Genomic DNA, 16,986 nt, shown 5'->3' with positions numbered 1-16,986 from the left:
CGCTGTCGATATACGTATGACAAAGCCTTCTGCTACTTTCTTTTTAGGTGCAAGCCACTTAAACAAACTCATCGTTTTCCTCCTTTAGATGATGATTCCTTTTTGCTTGAGATTGTCCAGACATTCCTGTAAATAGGTGGCATCATGCTCTGGATAAATAATGGCTGGTAGTTTCTCCACTTCAAGCTTGTCGTAGGCTGGCATTTGCTTGCCTCGATACTCCTTGTCTAGCCACTCAGGGCTAACACGATAGCCACGTTTCGTCATTTCTTGCATAATAAGCTCATGGTATTTAAACAGGCGATATGGAGAATAATCAAAAACATAGTTAACCGTCGCATGTTTTCGTTGCCATCCCTTGCCACGAAGGGCACAACATTCTCGGTGCTGCCCTAATAATTGCTGACGAGGTAGTTTTGCAATCAACTCTTGATGCCACAGTCTCATTTTGAACCCCCATTAATTAAGGTTGACTCCTCCAGATAGCGATTAGGATACGTGATGAGGAGCTCTTTGACGGATTCCACCAAACGGGTCTGAGGAATTTGGCCTGTCGCATAGCTATCCAATTGGGCCATGAACATTTCCTTCTCGTTAGCAGTCGCCTTTTTCTTAAAATACCCCCAAATATGTTGGAAGGTATTGACGACCTGACCAGGATTTTCAGGAAGGGCTAGGGCTTGATCAATGTAGGCTTGAACCTGATCCAAACGAACCTTATCATTCTTGAGATAGTTACGGATTTCTAAGTAAATCTTGTTTGAATGGCTGAGTACCAGGTACTTATTGGCTGCCCAAAGTCGCTCGCACTGGTGACGTGGATTAGTTGTTGTCATTAGGGACCTTCCTTCTTGCTTTTTTTATCAGTATAGCATAGTTTAAATAGAGATAACAGATTATGCCTTTGAGAATCCGACGATTAATCTTCAAATATTTTCAGAAAAGAGGTTTCGCTTGCCCTCTATGTAAGCGTTTTCCATATTTAAGGCATCAAAGAAAGGAGACGAGCCTATGACATTGTCCAAAAAAACTCACACTTTCTCTTGCCTCTGTGGCAGTTCTTGGTCTATTAGCAGCCTGCTCAAACCAAAAAGCTCAAACACCTGAAAGCTCTGCTAGCACCCAACAAAGTTCAAGTAAGGTTTTATCTTCACAAAGTTCTGAAGCCTCTAAACAGACTGAAGGACTAGACGGCACCTATAAAGGAACTGATGAAAATGATCGCATTACTCTTACCATCTCTGGAAATACTGGAACTTGAGAAGAGGATGAGGCAGATGGAGAGAAGGAAAGCAAGCCTGTAACTGTTAACTCTGACAATCAAAGTCTGACAATGGGTGACGACACCAAATACTATAAACTCGACGGTAATCAGTTGACTATCGAAGATGGTGACCATAATCCAAATGATATGGTTGTCTTGACGAAATAAGATGAAAAACCTTAGCCAAACCACTCTATGGAATTTAGCTAAGGTTTTTTATGTTATACTATAGGTAGAATGAAAACGGATACAAAGAGGAGGTTGACGATGACTCAAAGAAGATTATGGGTGATGCTATTTGTTATGTCGATTATTGTAACTCTTATTGGTTTGGGATTTTCTGTCTATAACTACTATGTCTTCGATAAACCTTTTATGACTACCACTACCAAAGGTTTATTAGCTTCATTTTTCCTGTGTGCGACAATGGTCGTCATCAGCCTATCCAAATCAAATAAGAAGTAAAGATAAGAAAGAGGTATAAGTTTGTAGACTTATACCTCTTTTGATACAACATTATTTAATCTTGTGTTTGTTCATCTTTTCTTCAAAGATGGCTGTCATAATCTTACGTAACTCTTGACTGACGTTAAGTCAATTTTTTAGAGTAACAAACGTAGAATTTTAATCTATTTATTTTAAGCACTTACCTTTTCAAATTGATTAGGTGTAAGATACCCTAAACTTTGATGGATTCGTTTTGAATTATAAAAGGCTTCGATGTACCAGAAAATACTCTGATAGGCTTCTTCAAAGTTCTTATATTTAAATTGATACACCCACTCTCTTTTTAAATGTCCATGCCAAGATTCAAGACTGGCATATGATAAGGGTGTCCCCTTCGACTGAAAGAGTGAGTCATCCCATAATACTTAAGCAACTCTTCATACTCTAGACTCGTATACTGGCTTCCTTGGTCAGAATGAAGAATAACAGCTTCTGGATAGTCTTGTGATTTAATGGCCTTATTTAAAGTTCTTTGCACTAATTCTACAGTCATTCGCTTGCCCAAATCCCAAGCAATGACTTTTTTAGTATAACGATCTATAATGGTTGAGAGATAAGCCTATCCTTGTTGAGTAGGAATATAAGTAATGTCGGTTGACCAAACCTTATTTTTCTTTGTAAGTTCAGTCTGTATGAGATTTTTTCGATTGATGTGATCACTTAGTGAGTATCCAGGCTTAAATTTCTTAATGACTACAGACTTGAGTTGAAGTTGCTTCATTAGCTTCTGTACGAGTTTTAACCCGACTTTTTCCCCTTGTTTAAGTAGAGGATGATGAATTTTAGGAGCACCATAGATTCCTCGGTTAGCATTGAAGAGTTGAGAAATTTTGAGTGACAGGTATTGTCTCCTTAATTGAGTTTTAGATGGATGTCGGTTAATCCGTTCATAATAACTGGATTCAGGAACATCAAGGAGTTGACAGCTTAGTCTGATGTTGAGTGCTAAAGTTTGTATGGTTTGAGCTATATCCGCAGCACTCACTTTTTTTCTCGGCGAATATGGTCAATACTTTTTTTTAAGATGTCTCGTTCTTCCTTAACTTTAGCCAGTTGTCTTTTTAATTCTAGAAAATCAGCTTTAGAGACGGAGCTTTCATTAGATTTAGAGCAGAGGTCTATCCATTTATAAATTGTTGCAGGGGCCACGTCGTATTCTTTAGACAGCTGGGTGACGGATTGACCAGAATGATAGAAGGCGATAAGGGTTTCTTTAAATTCTTTTGAATAGCGTTTTTTCATGTTTTTGTCCTTTGTCTAAATTATACAATAGTGACTCTAAGATTTAAGGATAACATCAAACCTACAGATAACGAAATACTTCAATTAACGGATTACCTTTTTAAAGTTGACCAATGGGGGTATTATGAAATTATCTTACTAGGAAATTGTGCAAGAACTATTGAATACAATTCATTTTTTCTATTAACAAAAGAAATGGTGAAGAACCATATCTATTCATCACTAAACAAGACAAATAAAAAATTAGTTACCCAACTTGCTATTAATTGTTTATTTCTAAGTATCGACAATAATTAATATGATAATTGCAGTTTTTTAATCACTGAAATAAAAAAACTATTAACTCATAAATTCAATTTCTACGAAGAAACCGTATTTCTTTATGCTACTGGATATTTTGAATTTAAGAAAGGTTCAAATAATGATATGACCAAAATGAAACAGGCTATACAAGTTTTCGAACTTTTAGGAGAAAACGAGTTAAAAGAGCAATACACCGAACATTACTCTAAAATTGTTAATTAGATTTTAAAACGATAATCGAAAAAAGAAAGGATCAGTACCAATGTTGTCCTTTCTTTTTTGATATTTATAATGATGAATATCTATTTTTTAAGGTTACTAAAGCCAATTCCTATAAAATTGAAATCCTCAATTAGCTCATTCTTAGCTACAGCATCTCACCGTGAATGAAATATTCGAGACGTTTAGCTGCATTTTACCAATAAACTCACACTAAGCGGTTCGGACTTACCGTATCATCTCGTTGATGTCCCTCCTCATTCTATGAGTCCTATACCCCAGGGCACCTTCTCGACCTTCGGTCTCACCTTGTCGCATGGGCGGAACATCTGCTTCTACTTCGCTGAGGTCTCAGCTCGTAAAAGCAGTGAGACTGCCTCCACATGTGATGCTAAAAAATATCTATATTATAGACCAAAACTTTTGTTCTTTTCTCAATTAGATAATTTTTTAGTTCAGTACAATTTTGGTAAGGTACGTTTTGTTAATTTATCGAACAAATCGATACATCTCCAAGTCCAAAAGAGAAATTGTCAAAGATATCCTGATAGTCGAATGGAATTAGTTGCCCTGTCTGGCTCATAAGAGCAAAGTCAACGCCTAATTCACGAATGAGATAGGGACACAGTGTAAATCCATTTTTCTCAATGATAAGAGCCAAGTCCAAAGAAGGGAATTCGCTCCTCCTTTGGGAAGGACTGCTTATACAAGTCGCTGATGATTCCCCAGTGTTTAAAAGGATTAAATTTAATTTGTTTTAAGGTCATAAATTTCTCCTTAATTCCACCATCTAGCAAAATAGAAGTCTTTTTAAATATAACTCACGCCACGCCTTCGCAACATTCTTTAGTTTAACAATTGAATCTCTTCTTTGACATATCCTTCTACATCTTCAATCTCTACAAATAGCGGGTCTAAGTGGCATAAGAATTTCCAATCTTCGGTACCTTTTTTTCTATAGAGGATCGCTTCGCCGTCTTCACTTCCGAAAAAGCTTCTGTCGGCCTCATATCCACAGCGTTCTAGAAAGTCTTTTGCCTTGCGATAGTTCGCTTCTCTTGCTTCGACATAGGCTTTCATTTCATCGTTGTTAACGACATACGCGTCGATTTTTGAATATCCTTCAATCACTTTATCGTTTTTAACGGATAGATTCGAAATTTCTTTCCAAATAATATCCACATTTTCTTCAGAATTAAACGAAAATCTAGATAGAGGGACAATATTTCCGTTAAAGACAATTTCCATATAATCCGGCAAGTATTTTGGGTTCACAAACTCCACCCCAAACCCATCTTCTGTTTCTAAAGTATACCCCGGGATTTGAGCTACAAACGCTCTCCCCTCTTCTAAAGAATCAAACGCGACTAAATCCTTTTGATAATCACCTTGATACAATTCCAATATAACCATCGATAACCCTCCATTTAACCTTTACGACGCTACGCAAATTTATTTTTCAAATCTTACAAGCAGTGATACTACATCAACATGAAACGAGTGAACCTATCTGTATGTAGAAACAGGTCTATAGAGCTTTTAACGATCGCATAAGGTTATCATTTAAAGGTATGACCTCAACAAACTAAGATTTACTTAATTGAAATCCACTCTGCCTTTGAGAGACAGGCGATGTGTCCTGTGCTAAAAACACCTTCCAATGCACATGGAACCTTCTCTTTTATATGATGATAACGGAACCCATATTTTTCCTGAACTCTCTTTGACTTTGTATTGCCGTCAAAATAACCGAACCACATTTTCTCCAAATTCAAGTCATCAAATCCATGTCTCATTATCTCACGAACTGCTTCTGGTATAATCCCCTGACCCCAATACAGAACTCCTATCCAGTAACCAATCTCCGCCTCAGTATCAGGAATACCTTTATCACTTGCAGAGCCAATCATCAAACCTATGCTACCCACTGGCTGCATTGTTTCTTTTAAAACTATAGCGTATGTCTCAGATGCGGAAAAATAACTTTTTATAATTTCCCTACTGTTTTCAACACTAGTATGTACTGGCCAACCTGCAATCGGACCAACCTCTGGATTACTGGCATATTGGAATAAATCATTGGCATCTCTTTCTTCCCATGGGCGAAGAATCAACCTTTCCGTTTCTAAAATCGTTTTTTCTCCTTAAATTCCACTCTAATCATTTCTTTGGTTTAGGTGCAGGTAATTCATCATACATTGCATTGAATAAGCCAGTTAAATAATTTTTGTTGTCAACATCATCTACCAACAGCATTTCATTTGCTCCATCATATGGTGACTCGTACTTTGCATTTGGCATATATGCTATTGCAGATTTAAAAGGCTTCACTAAAAATCTATCATCATAAATTCACAATAATGAAATCTAAATATTCTTTGCTTGAAGCCATAATCTACACCTCCAAAATTTGCATTGGTCACAGGATTTTTAATACTTATATTAGTTCAATATGGTGGGCCTTCCGTTTCTACTATGCTACTTCGTAGCTCGTACAAGCAGTGTTACGCATTCAACATGATGCGTCCGTGGGACTCAAAAGGTTCGGAGAACCTTTTGAGGATTAGCTACGTTTCACTAAAAACTCACACACTCGGCGGTTCGCTATTACCGTATCGTTTCGTCGTAAACTCCTTACTCTACGACAGCTATCGCATGGGCGGAGCATCTACTTCTACTTCGCTGAAGTCTCAGCTCGTACAAGTAGTGATACCGCCTCAACATGATGCGTCTGCGGAAAAAGATCCACCGGCTGTACTTTCTTCAATTCATAGCCCAACTCTTGATAGCGTTTGATATCACGCGCCATGGTTGCTGGGTTACATGAGACATAAGTAATCTTCTCAGGTTGCATGGCGACGCTGGCTTTGATGAAGCTTTCCGTCAACCCCTTGCGTGGTGGATCTACAATGATGACATCTGGTTTGATACCATCCTGGCTCCATTTAGCCATGGCATTTTCAGCTGAGTTAGCCACATAGTGGGCATTTGTAATGCCGTTGCGTTCTGCATTTTTCTTAGCATCTTCAACAGCTGTTTCGATGACTTCAACGCCGTAGACTTCCTTGACCTGTTTCGCAAATGACAAACCGATTGTCCCGATTCCTGAATAGGCATCAACAACAATGCTGTCGCTGTTTAGATCTGAGAAATCAATGGCTATTTGATAGAGTTTTTCAGCCATCTCAGTATTAACCTGATAGAAAGACTGGGCAGAAATCTCATAGTCATTGCCCAACATCCTATCTGTGATGGTGTCTTGACCATAAAGGGTGCGAAACTCCTTACCAAAGATGGCGTTAGTGTTCTTATCGTTGATATTTTGAATGATTGAAACAATACTTGGAAAGGCTTCCGTAATCTTAGCAATGACTTGGTCAATACGGAAAACTTTTGGTTTGGTCGTTACAAAGACCAACATCATCTGACCTGAATAATGACCACGACGAACTACCAAATGACGAATCAAACCTGTCTGCTCCTTCTCATCATAAGGTTTGAGGTCATAACGACGAAGAAGGTCACGGACAAAGACAATGAGTTTATCAATTTCCTTGTCTTGAATGAGGAAATCTTCAATTGGAATCAAGTCGTGCGAATTCTTGCGGTAGAAACCTGTTTCAAGCTGACCTTTAACACGGCGAACGGGCACCTGCGCCTTATTACGGTAGGCGTAAGGTGTTTCCATACCTAGTGTTTCAGCAACTTCTACGTCCGAGATACCGGCTGTCTTATAGAGGTTATCGACGACTTGTTTACGCTTGAACTTAAGCTGCTCAGTGTAAGTCATATGACCAAAATCAGCAATCCCTGAACGAAGATAAGTAGCATTAATATCCTGATTACGACTTGGTGAAAGGGTCACATACTCCTCAACCTTACCAAAGCCGATATTCTTCTTAAGCTTAAGCACGCGCATTCTGATGACTTCACCCGGTAGGGCATTATCCACGAAAAAGACAAAGCCGTCGACCTTGGCTACACCTGATCCTTCATGTGTCAAATCGACAATTTCAACTTCTACAATATCGTTTTTATTTAACATAATTCAACTTTCTTTACTTTTAGGGGGCCTAAATATACCTTCAAAGGCCTTTTACTACCCTCCATTATAGCACATATAAATCAAATTTATGACTAGCCATAAATAATATAAATTTTACAGAAAAGTCATACAGTGCTATCATAGGTCCATGACAAAAAACTAAACGACTCAGCAACTTGCTAGATGTCGTTTCTATCTAAAGGAGAATAGAAATCATGCCAGATATTACCATTCATACAATCGAAACTGCACCAGAAGAAGTTAAAGACGTCCTTCAAACAGTCAAAGATGCCAATGGGGGATTCATTCCAAACTTGATTGGTCTCCTTGCTAATGCGCCAACTGCGCTTGAAACTTACCGTACTGTCGGTGAAATCAACCGTCGCAATTCATTGACACCAACTGAACGTGAGGTTGTTCAAATTACAGCTGCTGTTACTAACGGATGTGCCTTCTGTGTGGCAGGTCACACAGCCTTTTCAATCAAGCAAATCCAAATGGCACCTCAACTTTTGGAAGCCCTTCGTAACCGTACACCAATCGAAGACGATCCAAAACTTGATACCCTTGCTAAATTCACTATTGCCGTAATCAATACTAAAGGTGCTGTTGGTGACGAAGCCTACAATGACTTCTTGGAAGCTGGCTACACTGCTCAAAATGCCCTTGACGTTATCTTGGGTGTCAGCCTTGCTAGCTTGTGTAACTACGCTAACAATCTCGCACAAACACCGATTAACCCTGAACTTCAAGAATTCGCTTAATTCAAAACCAAACGATAAACTAGAGGAGGACATAAGCCTATGTCACGTTTTTCAAAAGAATTCCTTACTTGGTTGGACACCAACGCTGACCATATTGACCAAAAGTCTGGACCAATTGCGGACCAACTTCTTGAAAAAATTGCTGAAAACGACGTCTTTAAGATCGGCGTACCTGCTGAGTTTAATGGCCTAGGTGGTGGTCCTACTCACGTTGTTGATTTGCTTAATGAATTGGCACAACACTCTTTGACAGCTTCCTTTATTTCTTGGGGACACCGTACTTTCATCGAGTATATCTTAGCTAGCGACAATGCTTACTCTCGTGAAACCTGGTTGAAAGAATTATATACCGGTGAGCGTGCTGGTGGAACTGGCTTGTCAAATGCGGTCAAATTCTTGTCTGATATTGAAGAATTGAATGTTACTATCAGCCAAGAAGGTGATGACTACTATCTCGATGGTCGTTTGCCTTGGGTAACTAACCTTCGTTCTGATAAATTCGCTGCTCTCTTTGCTGCTGACTTTAAAGACGGTAGCCAACCTTGGATTATCACCATTCCATCTGAAGCTGAAGGCCTCAGCCGTTCTGAAGATTTGAAATTTGTTTCCCTTCAAGGTGCTAACACTGCCTCTCTTACTTTTGATCACGTTAAGTTAGATCCTAATTGGGTCCTTTCAAAAGAAGGTGCAGACTATATTGCCAAAACACGTCCGAACTTCCTTGGTTTCCAATTTGGTCTTGCCTTTGGTTTGGCACAACGTTCTCTTGATGAGGTTGAAGCTAGTTTAAACAGTAACCGCAGTGTTCTCCGTGGCGAATTTGAAGCTACACGTGACAACCTTCTTGCTATTCAAGACCAACTCTTTAAAGGTCTTAATGATACTAACTACTTTATCAAAAGACCACGTGAACTTTTCCAATTGCGTATCGATATCGTCGATGTCGTAGCCAACAGCCTGCTCCTCGAACTTCAGGCTAGTGGAGGTCGTGGCTATTTGAAAGAATCTGAGTCAAGCTTTATCCGTCGTTGGAATGAAGGCGTCTTCCTTCCAATTGTATCTCCGAGTGCAGTTCAGCTTCGTCATATCCTTGCAGCTAGCTAGAAAGGCTGTGGACCAATGAAGGTATTTTTCAATAAAATTCCCTTGGCCCTATCTAGTCTGGTACTTGCCTTATTTAGTTTATCCAATCAAATAAACCACTATGCCCTGATTGCTCAGGGCATTTGGTTTCTGGCAAGTATAGGTTTTATGCTTATACTAGGACGCTTGATTCTTGGCTTTGAAAAAGTAAGGGAAGATTTGCACAATCCAGTCATTGCTTCGGCCTTTGCTAGCTACTTTATGGCTGCCTTTCTCTTTGCCAGCCGCCTTCCACTAGCTCAAATAGGCTTAAGTGTGACTTGGGTTGGGCTCCTTGGACTTTATATTGCCTATATTATTTTTTTCAGTCTGCGTTTTATGCACCCACTATCTTTGAACCAAGTCTTTCCAAGCTGGTTCGTGATCTACGTTGGACCTGCTATCAGTCTTGTGACAGTACCAGCTAGTGTTCCAACTAGCATCAAGGGACTTATTCTGGGAGTAACGGCATTAGCGACTCTGGCCCTCTTTCCACTTGTTTTGTGGAGAATGAGACAGATAGCCATCCCTCACCTCTATCGACCTATACTTGCCATTTTAGCAGCACCTCTGGCCCTTCTCATTACCAGCTCAATCAAGAGTAATCAAAGACCTGCAACTATTATTTTACTTGCCCTACTCTTATTCTCGCAAGCATTCTTTTTCTATGCTCTTAATCTCTTCGTAAGACTGGTTAAAAAAGGCTTTATGCCACTTTTTGCAGCTTTCAGCTTTCCCTTGGTCAATAGTGTCAATGCTTTTAAGGCAGCCACTACTAGTCTTGGACTAGTCAATCCAGCTACCCAATTGGTTTATAAGGTAGAGTTCGTCTTCGTTCTTGTCATCATGACCTATTTGCTCTATCATTTTATTAAGCTTTTGTATAATCATTTTATACAAGCTAAACGCTAAAAAACAAGCACATTCACAGAACATGCTTGTTTTTTATTTATCTAAATCCTAGTTCTTTTAATTTATCCTGGTAACTGTCAAAATCAATTTCGATTCCTTGACCACCATATAAATCATAGCTGTCAATCCAATCACCATCTGAAGGAATGGTTTGAGAATTGATCCCATGTTTAAAACTACCAGCATTTGAAAGACCCAAATCCAACATTTCCGTCATGCTCATATTGGTTGAAGTCAGTGAGTATACTTTTCCTAAAGCCTCAGGACCCTTGAAAAGACTAATAGGATTTTTAACTTGCTTCATAATAGCTTGCATCACTTGTTGTTGCCGCTTGGTACGCCCATAATCCCCTTCATCGTCCTTACGGAAACGAGCGTAATTAAGAAGAGTTCGTCCATCCATCTGTTGCTTACCGACTTTAATGGTTTGATTCGGAACATTCCCATCCTTGTCCATCCTCAAATCATCTGGAACTTGGACCGAAGATACTTTTTTACCATCAATAGTGGAGAATTTGGCATTGATTTTCACGCCATCTGGGAACAGGGTATCAATACCTGTCGCAAAGGTCTCAAAGTCGACCATGGCATAGTACTTGATATCAATGTCAAAATTTCGTTTGAGCGTCTGTCGCATAAGCTCTGCCCCTTGATGATTGTTTTGCTCACCAATATTGAAGGCAGTATTGAGTTTCAGATCATGAGAATAGTCTGTCTCTGAAGCGCCCTTAATATTAACCAAGGTGTCACGCATAAAGCTTACCATCTTGATTTTGCCTTCCTTATTGCCCACATTGACAACTATAATAGAGTCTGTTCTGGCATCAGTAGATTTTTGGCTGACTCGTTGGTCAGAACCCAAAATAAGGATATTCACCCCATCCTTAGTGTCTTTACCGTTAAAGGTTTCGACTAAGGCCGGTCGATAGGCTTTACCATTGTTACCAGCAGCAGAAAGGTCAGTTCCTTTGTAAAATTGATAGGCCATTGTTAGCACTAAGAACACAATCCCAAGACTCAAGCATCTGAATACCAGTTTAACAACCTTCTTGAGTTTTCTTTTTTTCTTATGTCGCGTTTTCTTTGTTGAATGCGGATTGGACTTTGGTTCCGATATTGCTGAAGGTGGTACTCGTCTTTGAACCTTTTTTCGCTTAGGTTTTAGTTGAGGCGCTTCCTCTCGATAGACAGGCAGACCTTCCTCTGTTAGCTGGTTGACATCCTCATAATCAGGCTCCTGATAATAATTTGAACGATTATCATAAGGTTGGCGCCATGCTTCTTGATAGTCAGCTATTTGACCTTGATACCTCTCGTAGGAACGTTCAGCTTCATAGGCATCCAACTTTCCTTGTAGATAATTGAATTCCGAAGCCTGCTGTCCATTAAGGCGGGCAAGATTTTTTAAAAGATAGCTGTAACGTAACCGTTCATGATACGTAAATGGCACATCGTTAGATTTGGTCATAAGATTTCCCTTTAAATTTGATAGACTTGGTAAGCTCCCAAGATTTTATATCCAATTCCAACTGTAGTTAGCTCTTCAAGAGCGAAATGAGCCAACTTTTTCTTTGTATAATCACAATCAATAATGAAGAAGTACTCGCCAAGTACCGTCTTTAAAGGACGGCTTTCAATCTTGGTCAAGTCAATGCCTCGCCAGGCAAAGGTCGATAAAGCCTTGTAAAGTGCACCTGGCATATTGTCAGGTAGAGTTAAGGCCAGCGTTAATTTACAATTAATCTGATTGAGTGGAATTTCAGGAACAGTGCTCCCTAATAACCAGAAACGGGTATAATTCTTCTCAATTTCCTGTATATCCTTAGCTAAAATTTCGAGACCGTATTCCTTGGCAGCTGCATGCGGAGCGATTGCAGCATAAGGCTGGTCAGGATTATCTGCGACATAGCGAGCCGCAAAGGCTGTACTGGCTGTTGTCTCAATTTTAGCATGTGGAAAATGATCTTTAATATACTTTTTCCCTTGAGCAATCGCTTGTGGATGTGAGAAAATTTTCTCAATCTTTGTATGGTGTTTGCTAGCCATTAACTGTTGCTTGATGGGTTGAACAATCTCGGCCACAGCACGAATGTCTGCCTGGTGGAAGAGATAGTCTAAACTCTCATGAACAGATCCCTCAATGGAATTTTCCACAGGAATAACTGCGTAATCCACACGTCCCTCTTCATATGACTTGATAACTTCAGTAATGGTACCTAGAGAAACCAAGCTTGCCTCAGGAAATGCCTTTAAGGCTGCATTATGCGTAAACGACCCACTGGGGCCCAAATAACCTACATACATTTGATAAACCTTGCTACTTCTTCTGGCGTCCGATTATCAACAGTGATAACCAGATCTGCCAAACCTTTATAGAGGACCATTCGACCATCATAAATGGCCTTGAATTCCTCTTTAGAATGATTGAGAAAGAGGGGGCGTTGATTTTTGATATCCTTTTTAATACGATTATAGACCACATCAAAAGAAGCGTGAAGCCATACGTTATGCTTACGATTTTTCTTCAAAAGTTTACGATTGCACTCCGTCACAACGACACCACCACCAGTAGAGATGATAACATCATCTCCCTCTTGAAGGAGTTCTTCCAGAGTCTCAGACTCAATCTGACGAAAACTTGCTTCGCCTTCTTTGGCAAAGAAATCAGTAATGGACATTCCAATTTTATCTTCGATGACCTGATCCATATCTACGAAACGACCATTCAGGTATGGGGCGACGGAACTCTTACCAACTCCCATAAAGCCCAATAAAACCTTAGCCATGCAGTAATCCTTCCAAATCACTAAAGAAGCTTGGATAGCTCGTATTGATAGCTTCCGCACGTTGCAAGTCAACTTCGCCATCTTGAACCAAGAGGGCAGCAATGGCTGTCATCATACCAATCCTGTGGTCACCAAAGGTATTGACCTCTGCCCCGTGAAGAGGCGTCTTACCAGTGATAATCATACCATCCTCAGTTGGAACAATATCAGCACCCATAGCATTCAAGGCATCTGCTACCACCTGAATACGATCAGTTTCTTTGACCTTAAGCTCTTCAGCATCACGAATCACCGTCTTACCTTGAGCTTGTGTCGCCAAGAGTGTGATAATCGGAAGTTCATCAATCAAACGTGGAATGATGTCACCACCAATTTCGGTTCCTTTAAGTTCTGAAGTTTCAACCGTAATGGTCGCAGATTTAGCAACTTGGTCAATATCTGAAAGTCTTATCTTGCCACCCATATCCTTGATAACATCGATGATTCCGGTACGTGTCTCATTAATACCAACATTTTTCAAGACAATCTTAGAGTTTGGCACCACGAGTCCTGCTACCAACCAAAAAGCGGCTGAAGAAATATCCCCTGGAACCACAACTTCTTGAGCAGTAAAGGTCTGCCCACCAGAAATACGAATTTCCTTGCCTTCTACTTGAAGCTGACCACCAAACTGCTGAATCATATCTTCCGTATGATTACGTGTTTTTTCCTTTTCAATGATGACAGACTCACCATTAGCTTGAAGGGCCGCAAAAATAAGGGCAGACTTAACCTGAGCAGAGGCCACTGGTAATTCGTAATAAATAGGTTTAAGGGACTTGCTGCCGTGCATTTTCAATGGTGGCAAATCACGGTCAGTTTGTCCTGACACCTCTACCCCCATCCGACGTAAAGGAATAGTGACACGGTCCATAGGGCGTTTTGAAAGGGAGTCATCCCCAAACATTTCCACATCAAAATCTTGACCGGCAAGCACACCAGAAATCAAACGAATCGATGTTCCAGAGTTGCCCATATCCAGCTTGTTTTGAGGAGCCTTGAGACCGTCAAAACCAACACCGTGAATGTGTACCACATCACCATCATTTTCAATAGTCACACCTAAATCACGAAAGACCTGCATAGTTGAGAGGACGTCTTCACCTCGTAAAATATCACGAACAGTTGTCACACCTTTGGCAAGACTACCGAACATAATCGAACGGTGACTGATGGACTTGTCACCAGGGATACGCAAGCTGCCACGAAGACCTTGAGCCTTGGTTTCTAGTTTCATAGGTTACTCCTAAAAATTTTATTGTTACTCTCATTATACCATATTTGAAAGCCCAACCATATACTGAATTGTCAAAATATTCACTCGCTTGTATTGCCATACTTTTCTTTCAAAAAGGCAACTGCCTCTTGAACACGGTTCCGAATTAAGTCAGCGGAGCCCTGCAAAAGATGTTTTTCCTCAGCCGACAAAGTCAAGTGAACAGGGGCTTCCACACCTTTACGTCCTAAAATAACTGGATAGCCAAGATAAGTCTGATAGATTTCTTGATAGCTAGATACTGCCACCTCTTCTTGAGCGTCAGAGAGGATAATGGCCACCAAACGAAGGGCAGCACTGGCAATACCGTATGAAGTATAGCCTTTACCATAAAAAACCTTGTGCCCCCCCTTCATGGAAGCCATAAAGAGATTTTGACGCTCCTCTTCACTTGTTAAAGCTGTAATATCTTGACCTTTCACCTTAACCTGACTCCATGCTGTAAATTGAGAGTTGCCATGTTCCCCAAGATTGTAGCCTGATACTGATTTGGGATTAACTTTCAGAACCTCTCCCACTGCTGTCTTCATTCTAGCCGTATCAAGTAAAGTTCCTGTCCCAATCACGCGTTCCTTTGGCCAACCTGTGAATTCTTGATAGAGAGCTGTCACCGCATCTACAGGATTTGAGATGACCAAGAGTATACCTTTAAAATCCAACTGTTTTAGCTCCTGAGCAACCTGATAAACAGCCTCTCGGGTAAATGGGAATTCAGCAAAACGGTCCTCACCAGCATTGTGCTGTAGCTGAATATTTCCAAGAGCTGAGATGATAACATCAGCATCTTCAAGTGCTTCATAATCATTAACCACGATGTTTGCATAGTTGGCCAGATTGGCCATGGCATCCTTAAAATCCTGGGCATCTGCTTCAGCTTTCCTCTCATTAATATCAATAAAAACATAACTATCGGCTAAGCCCTGAGTAATAGCCCCATGAGCTACCGCTGCACCAACATTCCCCATTCCAATAATTCCAATTTTACGAGCCATAATTTACCTCCTTTAATGCAGAAAAAAACCCTGCCAATTGACAAAGCCTCCCTTATTAGTTATTCAATTCTTGCAAAGGTTTGAAGATGATACGTTCAATATCATTCAAATAAACAGACAGACTTTGTTGCGCAGTCAAGTATTCTTTCAAAAGGGCGTTAGCTTCTACCTTTTGACCCAATTCTTGAACAGTTGCTTGTTCTTCTGCTGTTGGCATTGTACCAGCCTGCATTTTAGCATAGAAATCCTCTTGGAAATCCGTAAACTCTTTGAAAAGAGCGCTGGCCTCAGTATCAGTTGCAATCGCTTCTTTTTTCTCTAACAAGTTTTTGTACTCAGGAAGGGCACGGATGCCACGTTCCAACTCATTTGCTAAATCATAAATATTTGTCATTTTATTCTCCTATGCGATCACCACATGATAGTCTGTATTGGCTTCAATAACAGTCTTAGCATGTTTACGATCTTTTTCATTTTTAAAAGTGATTTGAAGGATACCATGAATATCCTCACGATTTTCTTCATTGATACGAAGGTTAACCAAAGACGTTCCTCGCAACAATTCCATGATGCTAAGGATAACGTCCTCACGGTCAGGTACATCCACAAAAATATCGAAGGCACTTTCCACGCCACCCTTTTTATGAATTTCCATCTCTTTACGCTTATTACGACCGTTGTCAAAAAACTCCCAAATGGCACTCTCATCCTCAGCCTTAATCAAATCAGCCACATGGTCCAAACGTTTTTTGAAATCTTCAATACGATCCAAAACAGCAGGCCCATTAGTCATAAGAATGGAAGCCCACATCCCAGGTTCACTCTCAGCAATACGGGTCATATCTCGGAACCCCCCAGCCGCAAAGTGATTGGTCATCTCGTGAGCCTGAGCATAATCAGCTGCCTGCTCCATAAGACCAGAAGCCAAAAGATGTGGAAAATGACTGATTTGACTTGTTACCCGGTCATGTTCAGCTGCATCAATCTCAACATAACGTGACTTAAGGCCAGACAAGGTATCCTTAAGCTCAGGGATCGTTGTCTCTTTTGTCAGACTTGTCGGTGTGAAAATATAATAGGCATTTTCAAAAAGTGTCACGTCAGCCGCAATAGCCCCTGATTTATGAGAACCAGCCATCGGGTGAGAACCTACAAACTGAACATTTTTGCCTGTTAGATAACGCTCCGCTGCCTCAACGATTTCACGCTTGGTTGAGCCCGCATCTGTTATGATGACATTATCTTTAAGGTCCAGATCAGCCAACTCCTTCAAGTAGGACACCGTTTGCTTGATTGGCACTGCTAAGATAATGACGTCCGCAAGGGGAGTAAACTCTTTAAAATCACCTGTTGCTCGGTCAACAATCCCACGTTCTAGTGCAATATTTCGAGAATAGTCAGAGCGATTATATCCAAGAATCTCATAATCAGGGTGATCCCTTTTAATCCCTAAGGCCAGGGAGCCACCAATCAGACCCAATCCTGCAATATAAATAGTTTTTTTACTCATTTCTA

Annotated in this window: 17 protein-coding genes and 3 pseudogenes; 5 read left to right on the top strand and 15 right to left on the bottom strand. The window is 40.3% G+C overall.

Translation table 11 applies throughout. The annotated features are described in order from the left end of the window. Positions 1-84: 84 nt before the first annotated feature. A complete protein-coding gene (locus NSQ85_RS09325; RefSeq protein ID WP_024704043.1) occupies positions 85-447 on the bottom strand; it encodes a TIGR02328 family protein in 363 nt (120 codons plus the stop codon). After that, complete coding sequence (locus NSQ85_RS09320; protein ID WP_024704042.1) at positions 444-836, bottom strand: YbgA family protein; 393 nt, start codon at positions 834-836, stop codon at positions 444-446. Before NSQ85_RS09320 ends, NSQ85_RS09325 begins: the two co-directional genes overlap by 4 nt. Before the next feature lie 695 nt (positions 837-1,531). On the opposite strand from NSQ85_RS09320, the gene NSQ85_RS09310 reads away from it, so the two are divergent. Further along, entirely contained in the window at positions 1,532-1,729 is a 198-nt protein-coding gene (locus tag NSQ85_RS09310; RefSeq protein WP_024704041.1) for a hypothetical protein, read from the top strand. 173 nt (positions 1,730-1,902) lie between these two features. Here NSQ85_RS09310 and NSQ85_RS09305 read toward each other — a convergent pair. After that, positions 1,903-3,013, bottom strand: a pseudogene (locus tag NSQ85_RS09305) (IS3 family transposase). A gap of 51 nt (positions 3,014-3,064) precedes the next feature. On the opposite strand from NSQ85_RS09305, the pseudogene NSQ85_RS09300 reads away from it, so the two are divergent. Further along, a pseudogene (locus NSQ85_RS09300) lies at positions 3,065-3,538 on the top strand (Rgg family transcriptional regulator); the annotation flags it as partial. 641 nt (positions 3,539-4,179) lie between these two features. On the opposite strand, the gene NSQ85_RS09295 reads toward NSQ85_RS09300, so the two are convergent. The 5 genes and pseudogenes from NSQ85_RS09295 to rlmD form a co-directional block, all read right to left on the bottom strand. Next, a complete protein-coding gene (locus tag NSQ85_RS09295; RefSeq protein WP_255408482.1) occupies positions 4,180-4,302 on the bottom strand; it encodes a hypothetical protein in 123 nt (40 codons plus the stop codon). A 79-nt stretch (positions 4,303-4,381) separates the two neighbouring features. Beyond that, positions 4,382-4,948, bottom strand: a complete 567-nt coding sequence (locus NSQ85_RS09290) for a hypothetical protein (protein ID WP_179974378.1) — start codon at positions 4,946-4,948, stop codon at positions 4,382-4,384. 179 nt (positions 4,949-5,127) lie between these two features. After that, entirely contained in the window at positions 5,128-5,649 is a 522-nt protein-coding gene (locus tag NSQ85_RS09285) for a GNAT family N-acetyltransferase (protein ID WP_232086920.1), read from the bottom strand. Between the two features lie 46 nt (positions 5,650-5,695). Further along, positions 5,696-5,887: pseudogene (locus NSQ85_RS09280) on the bottom strand (TfoX/Sxy family protein); the annotation flags it as partial. A 322-nt stretch (positions 5,888-6,209) separates the two neighbouring features. Beyond that, positions 6,210-7,580, bottom strand: a complete 1,371-nt coding sequence (gene rlmD / locus NSQ85_RS09275; RefSeq protein WP_179973179.1) for a 23S rRNA (uracil(1939)-C(5))-methyltransferase RlmD — start codon at positions 7,578-7,580, stop codon at positions 6,210-6,212. A gap of 215 nt (positions 7,581-7,795) precedes the next feature. Between rlmD and NSQ85_RS09270 the strand changes: the two genes are divergently transcribed. Genes NSQ85_RS09270 through NSQ85_RS09260 form a run of 3 tightly spaced genes read left to right on the top strand, consistent with a single transcriptional unit; the run spans position 7,796 to position 10,378 of the window. Continuing rightward, complete coding sequence (locus NSQ85_RS09270; RefSeq protein WP_179973180.1) at positions 7,796-8,344, top strand: carboxymuconolactone decarboxylase family protein; 549 nt, start codon at positions 7,796-7,798, stop codon at positions 8,342-8,344. A gap of 39 nt (positions 8,345-8,383) precedes the next feature. Then, positions 8,384-9,448, top strand: coding sequence for an acyl-CoA dehydrogenase family protein (locus tag NSQ85_RS09265; protein ID WP_179974377.1), 1,065 nt, complete (start codon positions 8,384-8,386; stop codon positions 9,446-9,448). 15 nt (positions 9,449-9,463) lie between these two features. Beyond that, positions 9,464-10,378, top strand: a complete 915-nt coding sequence (locus tag NSQ85_RS09260) for an SLAC1 family transporter (protein ID WP_179973182.1) — start codon at positions 9,464-9,466, stop codon at positions 10,376-10,378. Positions 10,379-10,415: 37 nt separating this feature from the next. Here the strand turns inward: NSQ85_RS09260 and NSQ85_RS09255 are convergent, their stop codons facing one another. The 7 genes from NSQ85_RS09255 to NSQ85_RS09225 all read right to left on the bottom strand — a co-directional run bounded on the left by NSQ85_RS09255 (position 10,416) and on the right by NSQ85_RS09225 (position 16,981). After that, positions 10,416-11,846 carry an LCP family protein gene (locus tag NSQ85_RS09255; RefSeq protein ID WP_179974376.1) on the bottom strand — a complete coding sequence of 477 codons (1,431 nt, stop codon included), beginning with the start codon at positions 11,844-11,846 and terminating at the stop codon, positions 10,416-10,418. A gap of 11 nt (positions 11,847-11,857) precedes the next feature. Continuing rightward, positions 11,858-12,682, bottom strand: coding sequence for a prephenate dehydratase (pheA, locus tag NSQ85_RS09250; protein ID WP_179974375.1), 825 nt, complete (start codon positions 12,680-12,682; stop codon positions 11,858-11,860). Next, on the bottom strand, positions 12,673-13,164 hold the full coding sequence (locus NSQ85_RS09245) for a shikimate kinase (RefSeq protein WP_179972812.1): 492 nt from the start codon (positions 13,162-13,164) through the stop codon (positions 12,673-12,675). Before NSQ85_RS09245 ends, pheA begins: the two co-directional genes overlap by 10 nt. Continuing rightward, positions 13,157-14,440 (bottom strand): 3-phosphoshikimate 1-carboxyvinyltransferase, encoded by a 1,284-nt coding sequence (gene aroA, locus NSQ85_RS09240; protein ID WP_340781711.1) that lies wholly within the window; start codon positions 14,438-14,440, stop codon positions 13,157-13,159. Before aroA ends, NSQ85_RS09245 begins: the two co-directional genes overlap by 8 nt. Positions 14,441-14,520: 80 nt before the next feature. Further along, positions 14,521-15,471: an L-lactate dehydrogenase gene (locus NSQ85_RS09235; protein WP_179974373.1), complete on the bottom strand. Its 951-nt coding sequence runs from the start codon at positions 15,469-15,471 to the stop codon at positions 14,521-14,523. Between the two features lie 55 nt (positions 15,472-15,526). Continuing rightward, positions 15,527-15,865, bottom strand: a complete 339-nt coding sequence (locus NSQ85_RS09230; RefSeq protein WP_179974372.1) for a YlbF/YmcA family competence regulator — start codon at positions 15,863-15,865, stop codon at positions 15,527-15,529. Between the two features lie 9 nt (positions 15,866-15,874). Then, the gene (locus NSQ85_RS09225; RefSeq protein ID WP_179974371.1) at positions 15,875-16,981 is read right to left on the bottom strand and encodes a prephenate dehydrogenase; all 1,107 of its coding nucleotides are present in this window, start codon (positions 16,979-16,981) and stop codon (positions 15,875-15,877) included. Positions 16,982-16,986 lie beyond the last annotated feature (5 nt).

Source organism: Streptococcus sp. FSL L8-0526 (assembly GCF_038007145.1).
In the GTDB taxonomy this organism is placed as follows: Bacteria; Bacillota; Bacilli; order Lactobacillales; family Streptococcaceae; genus Streptococcus; species Streptococcus thermophilus.
This window is presented reverse-complemented; position numbering and strand designations above follow the sequence as displayed.